Annotated in this window: 21 protein-coding genes and 1 pseudogene; 17 read left to right on the forward strand and 5 right to left on the reverse strand. The window is 63.2% G+C overall.

What is annotated here, in order from left to right; genetic code table 11:
• The first annotated feature begins 145 nt into the window (after positions 1-145).
• The 3 genes from ACXZ1E_RS10145 (at position 146) to ACXZ1E_RS10155 (ending at position 2,086) form a co-directional block, all read left to right on the forward strand.
• On the forward strand, positions 146-1,210 hold the full coding sequence (locus ACXZ1E_RS10145) for a M23 family metallopeptidase (RefSeq protein WP_458040397.1): 1,065 nt from the start codon (positions 146-148) through the stop codon (positions 1,208-1,210).
• A 250-nt stretch (positions 1,211-1,460) separates the two neighbouring features.
• A complete protein-coding gene (locus ACXZ1E_RS10150) occupies positions 1,461-1,709 on the forward strand; it encodes a glutaredoxin domain-containing protein (protein WP_458040398.1) in 249 nt (82 codons plus the stop codon).
• A 17-nt stretch (positions 1,710-1,726) separates the two neighbouring features.
• On the forward strand, positions 1,727-2,086 hold the full coding sequence (locus tag ACXZ1E_RS10155) for a hypothetical protein (protein WP_458040399.1): 360 nt from the start codon (positions 1,727-1,729) through the stop codon (positions 2,084-2,086).
• 56 nt (positions 2,087-2,142) lie between these two features.
• Here ACXZ1E_RS10155 and ACXZ1E_RS10160 read toward each other — a convergent pair whose 3' ends face one another.
• Together ACXZ1E_RS10160 and ACXZ1E_RS10165 are read right to left on the reverse strand one after the other, a co-directional pair.
• Positions 2,143-2,406, reverse strand: a complete 264-nt coding sequence (locus ACXZ1E_RS10160) for a hypothetical protein (protein ID WP_458040400.1) — start codon at positions 2,404-2,406, stop codon at positions 2,143-2,145.
• Positions 2,407-2,510: 104 nt separating this feature from the next.
• A complete protein-coding gene (locus tag ACXZ1E_RS10165) occupies positions 2,511-2,753 on the reverse strand; it encodes a hypothetical protein (protein WP_458040401.1) in 243 nt (80 codons plus the stop codon).
• Positions 2,754-3,080: 327 nt separating this feature from the next.
• Between ACXZ1E_RS10165 and ACXZ1E_RS10170 the strand changes: the two genes are divergently transcribed.
• The 5 genes from ACXZ1E_RS10170 (at position 3,081) to ACXZ1E_RS10190 (ending at position 4,749) form a co-directional block, all read left to right on the forward strand.
• Entirely contained in the window at positions 3,081-3,389 is a 309-nt protein-coding gene (locus ACXZ1E_RS10170; RefSeq protein WP_458040402.1) for a hypothetical protein, read from the forward strand.
• The gene (locus ACXZ1E_RS10175; RefSeq protein ID WP_458040403.1) at positions 3,386-3,556 is read left to right on the forward strand and encodes a hypothetical protein; all 171 of its coding nucleotides are present in this window, start codon (positions 3,386-3,388) and stop codon (positions 3,554-3,556) included. The genes ACXZ1E_RS10170 and ACXZ1E_RS10175 overlap by 4 nt, the downstream gene beginning before the upstream one ends.
• Before the next feature lie 113 nt (positions 3,557-3,669).
• Positions 3,670-3,879, forward strand: coding sequence for a hypothetical protein (locus ACXZ1E_RS10180; protein WP_458040404.1), 210 nt, complete (start codon positions 3,670-3,672; stop codon positions 3,877-3,879).
• 1 nt (position 3,880) lies between these two features.
• Positions 3,881-4,450, forward strand: a complete 570-nt coding sequence (locus tag ACXZ1E_RS10185; protein ID WP_206494299.1) for a DJ-1/PfpI/YhbO family deglycase/protease — start codon at positions 3,881-3,883, stop codon at positions 4,448-4,450.
• Positions 4,447-4,749 (forward strand): putative quinol monooxygenase, encoded by a 303-nt coding sequence (locus ACXZ1E_RS10190; protein WP_206494300.1) that lies wholly within the window; start codon positions 4,447-4,449, stop codon positions 4,747-4,749. The genes ACXZ1E_RS10185 and ACXZ1E_RS10190 overlap by 4 nt, the downstream gene beginning before the upstream one ends.
• A gap of 105 nt (positions 4,750-4,854) precedes the next feature.
• Here ACXZ1E_RS10190 and ACXZ1E_RS10195 read toward each other — a convergent pair whose 3' ends face one another.
• Entirely contained in the window at positions 4,855-5,226 is a 372-nt protein-coding gene (locus ACXZ1E_RS10195; RefSeq protein WP_458351941.1) for a hypothetical protein, read from the reverse strand.
• Here ACXZ1E_RS10195 and ACXZ1E_RS10200 point away from each other — a divergent pair.
• The 8 genes from ACXZ1E_RS10200 to ACXZ1E_RS10235 all read left to right on the forward strand — a co-directional run bounded on the left by ACXZ1E_RS10200 (position 5,225) and on the right by ACXZ1E_RS10235 (position 11,965).
• A complete protein-coding gene (locus ACXZ1E_RS10200; RefSeq protein WP_206494301.1) occupies positions 5,225-5,515 on the forward strand; it encodes a hypothetical protein in 291 nt (96 codons plus the stop codon). The genes ACXZ1E_RS10195 and ACXZ1E_RS10200 overlap by 2 nt on opposite strands.
• Before the next feature lie 239 nt (positions 5,516-5,754).
• The gene (locus ACXZ1E_RS10205) at positions 5,755-6,408 is read left to right on the forward strand and encodes a TetR/AcrR family transcriptional regulator (protein WP_458042914.1); all 654 of its coding nucleotides are present in this window, start codon (positions 5,755-5,757) and stop codon (positions 6,406-6,408) included.
• Positions 6,409-6,523: 115 nt separating this feature from the next.
• Positions 6,524-7,567 (forward strand): NAD(P)-dependent alcohol dehydrogenase, encoded by a 1,044-nt coding sequence (locus ACXZ1E_RS10210; protein WP_071043064.1) that lies wholly within the window; start codon positions 6,524-6,526, stop codon positions 7,565-7,567.
• A 669-nt stretch (positions 7,568-8,236) separates the two neighbouring features.
• The gene (locus tag ACXZ1E_RS10215; protein WP_458040405.1) at positions 8,237-8,806 is read left to right on the forward strand and encodes an ABC transporter ATP-binding protein; all 570 of its coding nucleotides are present in this window, start codon (positions 8,237-8,239) and stop codon (positions 8,804-8,806) included.
• A gap of 29 nt (positions 8,807-8,835) precedes the next feature.
• On the forward strand, positions 8,836-9,255 hold the full coding sequence (locus ACXZ1E_RS10220; protein WP_458040406.1) for a DUF2269 family protein: 420 nt from the start codon (positions 8,836-8,838) through the stop codon (positions 9,253-9,255).
• 109 nt (positions 9,256-9,364) lie between these two features.
• Positions 9,365-10,492 (forward strand): tyrosine-type recombinase/integrase, encoded by a 1,128-nt coding sequence (locus tag ACXZ1E_RS10225; protein WP_458040407.1) that lies wholly within the window; start codon positions 9,365-9,367, stop codon positions 10,490-10,492.
• Positions 10,482-10,832 carry a helix-turn-helix domain-containing protein gene (locus ACXZ1E_RS10230; protein WP_458351942.1) on the forward strand — a complete coding sequence of 117 codons (351 nt, stop codon included), beginning with the start codon at positions 10,482-10,484 and terminating at the stop codon, positions 10,830-10,832. The genes ACXZ1E_RS10225 and ACXZ1E_RS10230 overlap by 11 nt, the downstream gene beginning before the upstream one ends.
• Before the next feature lie 2 nt (positions 10,833-10,834).
• Complete coding sequence (locus ACXZ1E_RS10235) at positions 10,835-11,965, forward strand: hypothetical protein (RefSeq protein WP_458040409.1); 1,131 nt, start codon at positions 10,835-10,837, stop codon at positions 11,963-11,965.
• Between the two features lie 25 nt (positions 11,966-11,990).
• Here ACXZ1E_RS10235 and ACXZ1E_RS10240 read toward each other — a convergent pair.
• Both ACXZ1E_RS10240 and ACXZ1E_RS10245 read right to left on the reverse strand, forming a co-directional pair.
• Positions 11,991-12,119, reverse strand: a pseudogene (locus tag ACXZ1E_RS10240) (IS3 family transposase); the annotation flags it as partial.
• A 383-nt stretch (positions 12,120-12,502) separates the two neighbouring features.
• Positions 12,503-13,309, reverse strand: coding sequence for an IclR family transcriptional regulator (locus ACXZ1E_RS10245; RefSeq protein WP_458040410.1), 807 nt, complete (start codon positions 13,307-13,309; stop codon positions 12,503-12,505).
• A 329-nt stretch (positions 13,310-13,638) separates the two neighbouring features.
• Here ACXZ1E_RS10245 and ACXZ1E_RS10250 point away from each other — a divergent pair, with 329 nt between their 5' ends.
• Positions 13,639-14,391 (forward strand): acetoacetate decarboxylase family protein, encoded by a 753-nt coding sequence (locus ACXZ1E_RS10250; protein ID WP_458040411.1) that lies wholly within the window; start codon positions 13,639-13,641, stop codon positions 14,389-14,391.
• The last annotated feature ends 4 nt before the right edge of the window (positions 14,392-14,395 follow it).

Below are 14,395 nucleotides of genomic sequence, written 5' to 3' on the forward strand. Positions count from 1 at the left end.
GATCGGGAGCGTGACCTCAGTGCTGTCTCGCGGCCGTCGCGGCACCAGAACGCATACGACCGGTGCGACTTGAGGTGACCGACACGAAGATGGGCGCAGCTGGCCTCGTCCTCGTCATCGTGCGCGGCTTCTTGTCGTCGCCATCATGATGGGCATCATTCTGTTCGTTCTGTCGCCCGCGGCTGCCTGCGGAGCCGGAACTGGGACGCGTGTCAACGTCGACGCGATGCTGACGGAACCCGTAGCCGGCTATGACTCTGATCAGCTCCTCAATGCCGCCTACATCATGAATGCAGCGATCGATCTTGGGCTCGATCGCGACGCACAGGTACTCGGCGTCATGACAGCGATGGGGGAGTCCAGCCTCGTCAACATCGAGTACGGCGACTGGGAAACCAACGGGGTCCGCAACCCTGACGGTTCTCCGACGACCTCGATCGGCCTCTTTCAGCAGCAAGACAGCTGGGGAACTCCGCAAGATCGGATGAACCCCACCACTGCGGCGACCCTCTTCTACAACCGGCTCGTCCTTGTGGAGGGGTGGTCAACGATGGAACCCACACTCGCCATCCACAAAGTCCAACGCAACGCCGATCCCTTCCACTATGAGAAGTACGGCACTGCGACCGAGCAGATCGTCACGGCCCTCTCCGGAGCCGTGGGAACGTGCGCGACCGGTGAACTCGTATATCCGCTCGCGGACGGCTACAACATGACCTCCGACTACGGCCCGCGCGAGATCAACATCCCCGGCGCGACCAACTGGCACGTCGCGATCGACCTCCAGCACTGGCCCAACAACTGCAACGATCCCGTCTACGCGATCCAAGAAGGCCGGGTCACCTATACCGGGGACTTCCAGGTCACGATTAAGCACCCAGACGGCTACGACCTCGGCTACCTCCACATGTGGCCGAAAGACGTCATCGTCTCTGTCGGAGACGATGTGACCGCGGGACAGCCGATTGGGGCCGTCGGCAATTCCGGGCCCTCGGGCGGGTGCCACCTGGACCTACGCATCAACGTCGCCGGCAACGTGAACCCCCAACTCGACACCCTCGTGCGCTCGCAAGACGAAGGAGCCTTCGCGCAGTACGTCGACTTCGTTAACCCAGAAGCGTTCTACGCGCTCTACGGGATGGAACTCTGCGGCGGTGCCGGCGAATGTAGAAGGCCCCCGATCGACGGTACTGAGCTACCGATCAGGTGACCTTCATGACGCAAACCAACACCGCCACAGCACACTGTGGAGCCGTTTACACGGCGCAGCACATGCGGTTCTTTGACCTTTCCGGCTGGCGAGAATACGTCGGCTCTCGCGACTCCGTTCCCACCATCGCGGACGCGCCCTCCAGGCTTATTTCGCCCGAGATGGTGCGCACTGCACGCTCCGCACTCCGTCTTATCTCTGTCTGCCGGAAGGCAAAGAAAAACGGTTGGTGGGGGAGAGGAACGAGCAAATGAACGAACAGGTAGTGGTCGTCTATTCGACCGGTCCCACCTGCATTCGTTGCACCCTGACGACGCGCGTGCTCGAGGCGAAGGGAGTGCCCTTCAAAGTGGTCGACATCCGAGAGAACACCGCAGCTCGTGACTACGTGGTCGAAGAACTCGGCTACACAGAAGCCCCCGTCGTAGTCGTTTCAGACCAGGACCACTGGAGCGGCTTTCAACCTGACCAGATTAACCGGCTCATCGCCAATTGCTGAAGAGAGAAGGAGCAATCATGTCCGTTCGATTCGTCACCGGAAACCTCGCCGCGGACCCGGAGTCACGCGCCGCAGGCAAGACCACGGTCGTGAGTTTCACCGTCCTGGAGAACACAGCCGAATATCGCGGGGGAGAGCGGGTGGAGGGACTCAAGCCGCTCGCGCACGACATCGAAGCCAAGTTCGAGCTGGGCGAAGGCACAGTGGCATCCCTGCACAAGGGCGACGCCGTGATCGTGATCGGAAAGGAGCGAGATGCATCCTTCGAGGGTGACGCGGGTGTGGTTTACCGTCGCGTGATCGACGCCACCCACATCGGACCTGACCTCGGACACGCCACGGCTGTCGTTACTCGAAATCCTCGGGACCACCGCTGATCAAAGCGAACGATGAGGGGGCAAGGCGGCGAGCCTTGCCCCCCTCATCGTTGCCGTCAGACGGGCGTGACAGCATTGCGCCACACCCAGCAGCGCAGGGTGCGATCGCGCACCTGGAACTCCACGCCGCAGGCGTCATCGGTCCACGCCACCACCACCGCGTCGACGTGCATCGCGTGCGGACCAAACCGCACCCAGGCGCGGCAGCGTTTGGGTTTCGGATCGCGAGTGATCGGTAGTTCTTCGGCCTGACGTTCCTGGTCCGTCAGCGACTGCAGAGGGAACTCGGCCGCGATCTTCTCCAGAATGCGATCGTCCATCAAACGATCAAAATGCGCCGCGTAGCGTCGGTTAGCACCAATGACCGGTCTCCAATCTCCGGCCGAGAACGATCCAGGCTACTCGGTAACCACCGACTCGCCTCTCAGGGCGCCGTGCGCGAACTGATCCGGGCATCGCGCATCGTGCGCTGCTCGAGGAGCCCCATGATCAGCAAGCCGAGTGCAGCCAAAGTCAGCAGAATCCAGCCGACGATGCTCACCCACCCGCCTGTGAAAGCTGCAGGCGCGAGCTCCGCGGCGAAGAACCCAACGAACGTCGCTAACCCGAACCAGACCATGCCGTTCGAGATCGCAGCAGTCCTCGCGATCCGCTCCCGCTTACTCATGCCCTAAACCTCCCACCACGCAGAGGAGGTGTCCACTGATCACAGCTACTTCCGAGCGGTCCCGCGTCGACTGCCAGTCGTCGTACCCCTCCGGGGAGAGCCGGCCTGACGGCCGCTGGGCGAGCCGCTACGCGGCCAGATTCAATCCCGTGGGTGTCGGGGACCTCCGAGCCTAAACCGGCTCTATCACTCCGTTCCCTACGGGGGCTCCTTATCCTCCCTCGCTTCGCTCAGTCCGGTACCGCCCCCTCCGGGCACTGCGTTCCGCCACCGGTACCGGCCACTCCGTGCCCCCGGCACCCACCGGGAACAACGAGGAGGAAGAGCATGGAAACGATCGACCTGACACCAAGCCCGCTCGGCTACGCGACCATCGCTTTGCGCATCATCGAGGGTGGCTACGACCTCGATGCGCAGAACCTGACCAACTACCAGGCGCTATGGGCGTGGCAAGCCGCCGAGAACGCGGCACCGCTCATCGGTGATCCGCTCCACGAACTGCCCCGGAAACTCGCGACCGAACTCCTGCGGTTCTACCTGGCCCGCGCCCACACCCGGCCCGCCATCGTCATCACGAGCGATACCACCTACGAAGACCTGGCCAGCGACTCGATCCGGCAGGAAGGCGCACAGTGAGCACCCTGACCCTGATGGAGATGATCGACGATCTCCTGCACGAAGAGCACGTCAAGGCCCTCCCTGAGTGGAATGGGGTGCCGCTCGGGCGCCTGGTCACCGACTATCACCATCCCGACGAGCTCGACGCCGGATGGCGGCGCTGGATAGAAATCAACGGACACTAGGAATCGGCACCGTTGGTGTGTTCGTCCCCCAGGACCCTGGAGGCAAGGATGATCTCGCGAGGCAGGGAAAGGCGGCCATCGATTTCGGAACGCATTGGTTCAAGGGGCAGACCATGGGAAGCGGACAGGCCCCCATCAAGCGGTACAACCGCCAGTTGCGGGACTTGATCGCGGCCGGCAAGGCGACCCCCTCGTGGATCGTCTCCCACGAGATCTCGCTGGACCAAGCCGCCGATGCCTACAAGAACTTCGACGCCAGGTCCAAGGGTTGGACCAAGGTCCTCATCAAGCCCGGCATGTCGACCGAGAAGAAGGCGAGCTGATATGACCGAGACGCTACAGGGCAGGAGAGTCGCCATCCTCGCCGCCGACGGGGTTGAGCGAGTCGAGCTCGAGAAGCCCCGCGAGGCACTGGAGCAGGCTGGTGCACAGACCGAGGTCCTGTCGATCCATGACGGTGAGATTCAGGCGCGTGAGAACGATCTGGATGCAGCAGGCACGTTCACCGTTGACGGGTTGGTCGCGGACGCCTCTGTCACCCACTATGACGCCCTGCTTCTCCCGGGCGGCACGGTGAACCCCGACCAACTCCGGGTTGACCCCGACGCCGTCTCCTTCGTCCGCGAGTTCGTCCAAAGCGGCAAGCCCGTGGCGGCGATCTGTCACGGGCCGTGGACGCTGATCGAGGCAGGCGTGGTCGAAGGTCGCACCTTGACGTCCTTCCCGAGTATCCGCACGGACCTGCGCAACGCCGGTGCTGACGTCGTCGACCAGGACGTCGTGGTGGACGGCAACCTGATCACCAGCCGCTCGCCCGATGACCTGTCCGCATTCTGCGATACGGTCGTGGCGAAATTTGCGAGTAATTCGACCCAGGAAGAGGTGATGTCATGAGCGTGACGAAGGGACTGCTTGTCAGGGTGGAGGCCCTGCCCGGCAAGGAAGACGAGGTCCAGGAATTCCTCGGCATCGGGCGAGGGCTCGTCGAGGAGGAACCGGCCACCGTCGCATGGTTCGCGATCCGTCTCGGCCCGTCCTCCTTCGGGATCTTCGACGTGTTCCCCGATGACGCCGGCCGCGACGCGCACCTGTCCGGCGCCGTCGCGGTCGCTCTCGGCGAGCAGACCGGCAAACTGTTCAGCGAGCCCACGATCGAAAAGTTGGACGTCCTGGGCTCCAAACTCCCCGCCTGAGACCATGATCTCGTCGAGCGTCGCCGGTACCTCACCCTTGTTGGCATAGTCCACGGGTGAGGTACCGGCGACGGTGCGGCGAGTACCCGCGCGATGGTTCTGCCGTCACGATCGAGTCACGCCTGTGGCTTCCTCCAATGCCGCGGCGAGGTATCTCGCCGAAGCACCGACGCCCTTGTCCGCGACATGCGCAGGCGTGCCAGCTGCAACCACGGTCCCGTCGGCGTCGCCCGCGCCGGGGCCAAGATCGATCACGTGATCGGCCACCGCGATAACGCGCATGTCCAGCTCGGCGGCGACGACCGTGTTGCCCGCATCGACCAGCGTCTGCAGATGCGTGACCAGACGATCCGTGTCGGCGCAGTGGAGCCCTGACGTCGGCTCGTCCAGTACGTACAGCGTGTCTCCACGCTGCACACGCTGCAACTCGGTCGCGAGCTTGACGCGCTGGGCCTCACCTCCGGAGAGCTCGCGCATGGGAATCGTGCTGGTGACGCCCGCAATGCTTGAGAAGCTGCGTGCCGACCGGAGCATAGGGAGCAATGAGTTGAGCGCCTTGCTCCGCCGAAGCCTTCTCGTCCCGGTTATGCATGGCGTGACATTCGAAGAACTCGATCAGGTGAGCCCGACGCTTGCCCCTCGTGGAGGGTTCAGCACGGCGGAGGAACCGATGCGAGACATCGTCGTGAAGATCGCGGAACTTGTAGGGACCGTCGCTGAAGAAGAGGCAGCGAGGTCTCAGCGCGCGCAGCTCGTCCGTGAGTGATCCGCTGACGGACACACGAGCCCGACGTTGGGTGAACAAGATCCTTGCTCACCGATGCGGCAAGAGGCTCGGATAGATTTGCGCACCACGACACGGAGGCAGCAGGCAGCAGTGCCGGCGGGAACTGAGAGCCGGATGTGATTGGAGATCTGCTGCAGGGTCGAACCTCCAGCGAGGAGACTTCGCACCTGGGTAGGCCGTGGCAGTTTCTGCCACGCAGGTGTAGCATCACCCCCGTGATGGAGTGCGAAATCGAGCCGCGAGAGGGCGCGCGTCTTCGCGCATCGGAACAATGCTGCGCACTGTTCATCGCCCGTGGCACCACGGACCTGACGATCACTGAGATCGCGAGCGAGATCGGCATTTCGCAGCGAACGTTCTATCGGTACTTTCCGGTCAAGGCCGAGTCGATTGGGCCAGTGTTCGACTGGTTCATTCGACGTTTCAACGCGGTGATCGTCGAAACGGATCCAGACATCGCCCTGACGGAGGTGCTGCGCCTCGCGTTCCGGGCAAGCTTGCTGGGCGAATCTGCTGAGCGCACTTTGCAGCTGTTTCCCCTCGTGTTCCGCAACTCGGAGATGTGGTCGGTGTTCATGCGAAAGGTTCATGACGGTGAGCTGTCGGTCGCGCCCGTGTTGGCGCCCCGGCTCGGGTTGGCGGCGGACTCTGTCGCCGCCCGCGCGGCTGCCGCAGCCGTGGCGAGTTCGATTCGGATCGCCCTCGAGGACATGGTCACAGCGGGCGCTGATCCGGAGACCGCTTACGTGCGGACCCTCGTGCAATTCACGTCGGGACCTCTCGTTGCCGCCCCGCGCCGCCTCCCCGGGATGGGCAGCCCGCCTCGCCACGTGAACCTGACGTCGATGGGAGGTGCGAACCCAACGCCCTGATCGAACAGCACCGACGCTTCTACGAGTTGCACCCTGCGATCGCAGGCGACCGCGAACCACCATCCCGAACAAGGCCTGCTAATGGCCTATCTGTGAACAGAAGAGGACGCACAATATGAAAGCAGCACGACTGAACGAAGTAGGGTCGGATTTCGTCATCGAGGACGTTCCGACTCCAGAACCTGGGCCTGGGGAGGTCCTGATACGAATCGGTGGATCCGGGGCATGCCACTCCGACCTGCACGTCAAGTCCGGCGAGATTCCGGGTGTCGCTTTCCCACACACCCTGGGTCATGAGAATGCAGGCTGGATCGAGTCCTTCGGTCCCGGCGCAGAAGGCAACGGGTTCGAGGTCGGCGACGCGGTCGTCGTGTTCGGCGGCTGGGGCTGCGGTCACTGCCGTTTCTGCCTGGGAGGCAAGGAACAGCTCTGCAACACATTCCTGTGGGGCGGCATGGGCCCAGCAGGCGGGTATGCGGAGTACATGGTCGTGCCGTCCGTGCGGCATTTGCTCCGGGCAGACGGACTCGACCCGGTAGAAGCAGCCGCTCTCACCGATGCAGCCCTTACGCCTTACTCGGCGGTCAAGAAGGCACTGCCCCACCTCGTGCCCGGCACTAGCGCGGTCTTGATCGGCGCTGGAGGGCTCGGCCAGTACGGGGTCCAGTTCCTGAAGCTGCTCTCCCCGGCAAAGGTGATCGTCGTCGACACCGACGAGAAGAAGCGTCAGACCGCACACGAGCTCGGCGCCGACGTCACCGTCGACCCTCGAGATGCTGATGCCGCGGAACAGATTCGCACTGCCGCCGGCCAGGACGGGGTAGCGGCTGTTCTTGACTTTGTCGGAATCGACACGACCATGGCCCTTGGTGCTGGAGCGGTGGACCGGCTCGGTATCTTTGTGCTCGTCGGGCTCGCGGGCGGCAGCTTCCCGTTCTCGTTCTTCCGCTTCGCCGCCGAAGCAGTGATGATGACGAGCAACTGGGGTACCCGGAATGAACTCGAGGAGGTACTCGCGCTAGCCCGCTCTGGGCGCCTGGTATCGGCGATTGAACGACACCCACTTTCGGAAATCAACGAAGTGTTCGAGCGCCTCGCCACCGGTCAGATCCCCGGACGGGCCGTGCTGGTCCCAGGAGCGCCCTCCTCGAACGGCTGAGCGACCCAACGGCCAGGACGATGCCCCTCCCACGAGAGAACAACAGGCTGGGGCATCGTCCTCGCCACCACGATCGGGAATCGTTGACGCAAGCGGAACTGATCGCGGACGTGCACTATATCGCTCGACTTGTCGGGAAATTGAGCCGATTGGCTCCGCTTGCGCGCTCCGCGTCGAGCACGATCCCCAGGATCAGAAGTTGGTCCACATCAACATGAAGCATTTGGACTCGCTCATCTTCGGGGAAGCGCTCGCAACTCTGGATGCAGCGCGGAAGATCCTCGGGAAACCTCCGCTCGACCACACTACGAATTTGGGTCCCGCGCTTCAGGACAGCGTGTCGACGGACTCACAGGCACCCGGCGTGAACGCCCGTCACGAGACCGGAGGAGTCCGCTTTGCGCCCTCCACACGGTGAAGCGAAACGAACGACGACGCGCCCGCAAGCCGGTCCCTCACCGTGTACGCCTACCGCGATTGACCGCAAGCGATCCGGCTGGCTTCGGGATGCACGTATACCTCGCACGATGAAGATGCACGCATAGGTGCGCTATCTGCAACACCCTCTGACAGCTCGGAACAGAACTGTTGGAATCCTCTAATACACGACGAGGCACCGAAATCGATCGATTCTGAGCAGGCCGACCAGCGCGCGGTGCACGCAGCGATGTGAATCGCGGCGGTAGGCGTCGTGGTTCCCGCGTCGCTTATCGTCCGATCGGAAGTGCTTCCCTCATCGACGACATCGATGCCACCCGCCTCACCCCCGGCGAAGCGACTGAGACCCGCCGGAACAAGATCGGCATCGTCTTCCAGCAGTCCAACCTCATCCCGTCCCTGACCGCGCTCGAGCAGCTGTCCGTCATGAACGAGCTCGGCGCACGCCACTCCCGCCGAAACCGTGGCAACGCGACCAAACGAGCCGAGACACTTCTGGACGCGGTCGGACTCGCCGACCACCGAGACAAACGACCCCATCAGCTCTCCGGAGGTCAACGCCAGCGAGTGAACATCGCCCGCGCCCTGATGAACGACCCCAGCGTGCTCCTCGTTGACGAACCCACCAGCGCCCTTGACCAGGAACGCGGCGCCAGCATCATCCAGCTCATCCTGCGCCTGACCGACGAGTTGAATACCTCGACGCTGCTCGTCACCCACGACCTCGTCCACCTGCCCCGGATGCACGGCGTCGTCAACCTCGTCGACGGCACACTCGTCGCCACCGTCCCTGCCGCCTAACAAGCAGCCCTTCAGCAAAGGAAATCCCCTTGGACCTTCTGTTCAGCATCCTGCACGTCGCCACCGCGGTCTTCATCATCGGCCCCATCGCCATCATGCCCATGACCGCCCTGCGCGCGCTTCGCACCGGAGACAACGCCCGCGCAACGGCGTCAGCGAAGAGCCTCCGCCTCCTGACCTACCTGTCCTTCCTTGTGATTGTCACCGGATTCGGGGTCATGGGTATGGCCGACCCGAAATATGACCTCTCCATCACCACCCCCTGGGTTCTGGGATCTCTCATCCTTTATGTGATCGCCGTTGCGCTCACGCTCGGGATCGTCATCCCTACATACCTGCACCCGGAACGGCGGGAACCGAAGCAGCGCTACACGCGCGTCGCGGTGAGCTCGGGCATTGCAGCCATCTGCCTGGTCTCGGTAGTCGTGCTGATGGTGTGGAAGCCGTAAGACCCCTCCGCGAACGTCCCGGATTCGACGGTCGCAGTCGCAGCGGGTGGTAGACGTGTCGACTGCGGGCGAGTCCAACCTATTGCAACGATGATGCGTTGGATGCAACATGGTTCCCGTGATCCACCACGAGCCGGGGAGTTCGCCGTCACTGATCGTCCTCGCGGCGAATGTGGTTGCTCTGGACGAAGAACGGTTCGTCTTCGATGCGATGGTGGCTCGCTGGGGCGACCAGCAGGCGAGTCGTGGCCTGCAGCCGAGGACTGTCGAGCGGCGGCAGCAGTTCATCCGCCGGTTTCAGTTGTTCTGTGAGGACTATCCGTGGCGGTGGGCACCGGGAGACTTGGAAGACTTCACGACGCGCGCGCGGTCTGGTGCCAACCCATTGACCCGCGCCACACTTCGTAGCTATCAGCTGACGATCCGGCTGTTCTGCGACTTCATCAGTGACATTCGCTACGGCTGGCCGGCCGAGTGCACGAAGAGGTTCGGGGTAGCCTCTCAGCAGATTTGCCATGACTGGAACACCATTGCGCATCTTCTCGACTTCGAAGCGCGTCCCGGCCGGCGGGCGCTGACGACGGATGAGTTGCAACGGTTCTTCGATGCCGCCGACGACCGCGTGGACTCCATCCTCCGGACGCGGCGGAAGGGCGCACTCAACGCCCTCAGAGACTCGCAGATATTCAAGACGATCTACGCCTTCGGGCTACGTCGCGCCGAGGTAGTCGGGCTCGACATCGCTGATCTACGGTCGAATCCGGCGGCACCGCGCTTCGGCAGTTTCGGCGCGCTTTACGTGCGGCATGGGAAGGCAGCCCGGGGGACCGGTCCGAAACGACGCACCGTCCTGACCGTCCCGGAGATCGGGTGGGTCGTTGATGGGCTGAGGCAATGGGTCGACCTCGCTCGTCCGCGGTTCGTTAGTGACTGGCACACCGACGTTCTTTGGCCCACGGAGCGGCACACAAGGGTCAGCACCCGCTACCTGAACATGCGGTTCGCGGACTTGCGTGACCAGGTCGGTCTCCCCACTGAGCTGACGCCGCACGCGCTCCGGCACACCTACGTGACGAACCTCATTGAGTGGGGCTACAGCGAGAAGTTCGTCCAAGACCAAGTCGGTCACGCCTACGCGTCCACCACCGCGATCTACACCTCTGTCGGCGACGACTTCAAGAACCGCGCCCTCGCCCGCGCGCTCTCACAAATCTACGGAGACAACGATGGCAACTGACCAAGACGGCCCCGTGGTTTGGAACCTCCGCACTCTCATGGCCGACGTCGGCATGTTCCAAACCACCGACCTGATCCAGCCATTACGAGACCACGGCGTGCAGCTCTCCCGGGAGCAAGTCTTCCGCCTGGTGACCCGCACCCCAGAACGGCTGAACATCGAGGTGCTCGCCGCGCTCTGCAAGATCTTCGACTGCGGGCCCAGTGAACTCCTCACCATCAAGTCCCAGCGCATCACCACCCATGCCGACGCGGCCGGCCAGGGACCTCGCGACATTTCCATCGGGGATCTCCGCCCCGTCCGCGCACGTTTACACCGCCCCGACCAGCCCGGCAACTGACCATGCCCGGCACCGCACACACATGCACCCGCTGCGAAAAAGATGCGCCGCGCCGCTACTTCCTCCTCGGCGGACAGATCTGCAACGCCTGCTACAGCGCACTCCGCCGCAACCCCGCGACGTGCCCGTCCTGCTCCGAGACGCGCGTTCTCGCCTTCATCAACAAGCGCGGAGATGTCTGCTGCGCGGAATGCGCCGGCCAACCCCGCCGATTCGCCTGCAGCACCTGTGGAAGCGAACGATTCCTCACCGGCGCACAGTGCGGGCACTGTCGCCTGGACGAACGCCTCCAGGAGCTCCTCGGCAACGACGGTTCCCTCCCGCCGCCGCTCGCCAATTTGCGCGACTACCTCACGACCGCGCCGATGGATCCACGGTCCATCGTCCGCTGGCTACGGCGAGGAGATATCGACCGAACGCTGCGTGACATGGCGTCAGGGAACCTGCCCATCGGCCACTTCACAATCGACCAACTCCCGCCCGGACCACGGACCCGATACTTCCGCCGACTCCTGATCGACGCCGACACACTCCCGCCGATCCCCGTACTCCTCCACGAGCTCAACATCTTCGTCGACACCCACGCCGCGCACCTGCCGCGCGAGCACGCGCCCATCCTTCGCCGATTCCACCGATGGGTGGTCCTCCCGCAACTGCTCCGGCGCTACCGCGACAACGGCAACGACATCACGATCGGCGTCTTCACAAACCAACGCAGCGCAACTCTGGCCAGAGCACGATTCCTCAGCTGGATCAGCGCGCAAGGCACCACCCTCGCGGACCTCGACCAATCGACCCTTGACGATTACCTCGCGCACATCAACGCGCGTCCCGCTTTCGCTCAGATCAAAGACCTTGCCAACAAGGTCGTGCACGCCTACATCGAAAACGTCTCCCTCGTTCAACGAAAGCCAAACCCCTATCCAGTCGGCCCGATCCTTGTGCGCGAGGCCGAGACAGAACATTTCGACAATGCGTTACACGCCGGATACGAAGGGCTAAACGGACTCGAACGAACCTTTGCTCGCGCCCTCGACAAGACCGGGCTGACCGACCTCACCCTTGAAGGCGCCGCCCGCATCATCGCCAGCACCAGTGGGCCGCACCCTTCAGTCGGTCCGGGCGGTGTGTGAGTCGTCGGTTTCGCCACCTGTACTACGTCTGCTCCGACACCCCGAGCTCCCGGCACACCGCGGCGACGTCCTGCCAGTCGGCGAGCATCCTGTCGGCCTGCCCGAGCTTGCGGACGACCTGCTCCGGAGTGTGACGCTTCCTGCTGTTCGACATGATCTGACCAGTCTCCCTGCCCGAACCCTCGGGCAACAGGACAACTCACACAACGGCTGGACCTACAAAACGGGGTCAGCCCACCAGCAAACCCTGTGGACACATACCTACACCCTCACGCGCAGACGCCTACCCTGACCCGATGACCCCCGACGAGGACACCACCTGGCGCGGCTTCGCCCCCAACTGCCGCCAATGCCTCGTACACCTCGAGGCCGTCGATAACCCGAAGCGCACTCCAGTCTGGCGATGTCCGTTCTGCGGGCTTATCCAGCTACCCACGTGAGGCAGAAACAGAGGAGTAAGGGGAACCTCTCTCACGTGCGCCGAGATGCTCCGCTGGCCGCTAGGACCCCACTCGGCGAGGTATCCCGCTCCGTCAGTCAGCCGAGAACAGCACCGGCAGGGCGTGAAACCGCGCGGGCGAGGTCGGTGGCGGTCTTGACGAGCTGCTCGATCCGCGCCCGAGTGGCGAGGCTCTTCAGGGTGGTGATGCTGACTCCGAACCTGCCGGACCCCTGAGGTATGTCGGGCACCGCAACACCGACGCACAGAATCCCTTCCGTGGTCTCCTGATCGTCGATGGCGTATCGGGTGTGCCGGATCTGTTCGAGCTCCAGTTCGAGCTCCGCGGCCGTCGTTTTCGAGTATCTCGTCAGCGACGGAAGCGGCTCCGCGGCGTGCAGTCGCTCGGCGCTCTCGTCCCTGGGGAGATCCGCGAGCATGGCCTTGCCGAGCGCAGTACAGTTTGCCGGCAGCCGAAGGCCGACACTCGATGCGATCTGGATGCGCTGATTACCGTCGTGTCGACCGAGGTACATGACATCGAGCCCGTCGAGTGTGGCGAGCTGGATGGTTTTGTCGCTCATGCTGGGAGGAAGATTCTGGCAGGCCTCAGTGAAGCTCCGCAACGGGTCGAGGGTGGACACGTAGGCCTGGCCGAATTCAAACAGTCGCGGCCCGAGCATGAAGCCACGGTCAGTCTCGATCACCATCCCGGAGCCCGAGAGTGCGGCACAGATATTCGCCGCCGAAGAACGCGGGATCTTGGCGGATGCGGCTATTTGGCCGATGGAGATCGGCAGGCCGCGGCTCTTGGCCAGTATCTCGAGGATGACGGCCGCACGTGTGACTGCGGGCGAGGCCGACGCGCTCGACCAGCGACTGGTCGGTTCAGAAAGTTGAGTCATGTTTTCCCGGTTGAATTCGTCTGACCAATTGGATCGTGCCCGCCTGGTCCGACATATGAGCAAGTCTAAGTGTGCCAACAGAGTGACACAATATCCAAATGTTGACATCTCGTTCGAGCCTGACATAGCATCGGGAACACGGCGGGGGAACTGCCTGGCGAAAGCTCTGAAGTCCGGCCCGGATGCTCAAACACGACCCATCCGCGGTGAGCTTGTTGCTGTACCACTCTCGCCACTGCCGCAATCAATGGAGATGGGAGAAACCTGTGAAGCAGGGAGAAGTTTGTAGGAACTACGAACTCGACTGGATGGCGTGCGACAACGGCGAAATGATCGGGCGTATCGACGCCGACTATCTGATCATGACCGCCAAGGGCGACCTCGAGCACTTGCGCAAACTCGTGCCGGCACCGCTCGTGGCCACAGACGAAGTCGTCATCTACATGGGGTACTTCAAGGAGACGGAGAAGGAGGGCGTTCGCACGTGGGCATACCCGTTCCATGAGTGGGGTATCGGCATCAAGACGCATCTGCCTGACGACCCGGACTCTGAGGGCTTGTTCCTCGTGCAGCTCTATGTCGACGACGATCTGGTGCTCGTTCATGGGCGTGAGGTGTGGGGTTACCCGAAGAAGATCGGCCAGATGGCAATCACCCCTCGTTCCGCCGAGGATTCCGACCGTTATGAGTACACGGTCGGACGCCGGGGATCACACCTCGTGTCGGGCGTGGTCGAGGACCTCAAGCCGATCGACAAGGAGGAGTTCCCGTTCTTCGGAAAGGCGTACTCCATCTGTTACCGCCAGACCCCGGCCAACACCGAGATCGGGCTCGAGAAGAACGAACTCGTTTGGGTCCACCTCGAGTTCGAGGCCGCGGACACGATGAAGGGCACGGGCAACATCTCGATCCAGGACGGTCCGTTCGATCAGATCCCGATCGGCCCGCTGAGCGACTTCACGTCGTACTTCGGTCGTTGCACGTTCAACCACTACGGTGTCGCGGATCGAGTCGTTCAGACGGATGATCTGGCACGCCCGCTCGATCTGTCACGTGCGGGTGAGGCGCCGGCCCTGGTCTGACTCG

Source organism: Pacificispira sp. HM-600, from assembly GCF_977993705.1.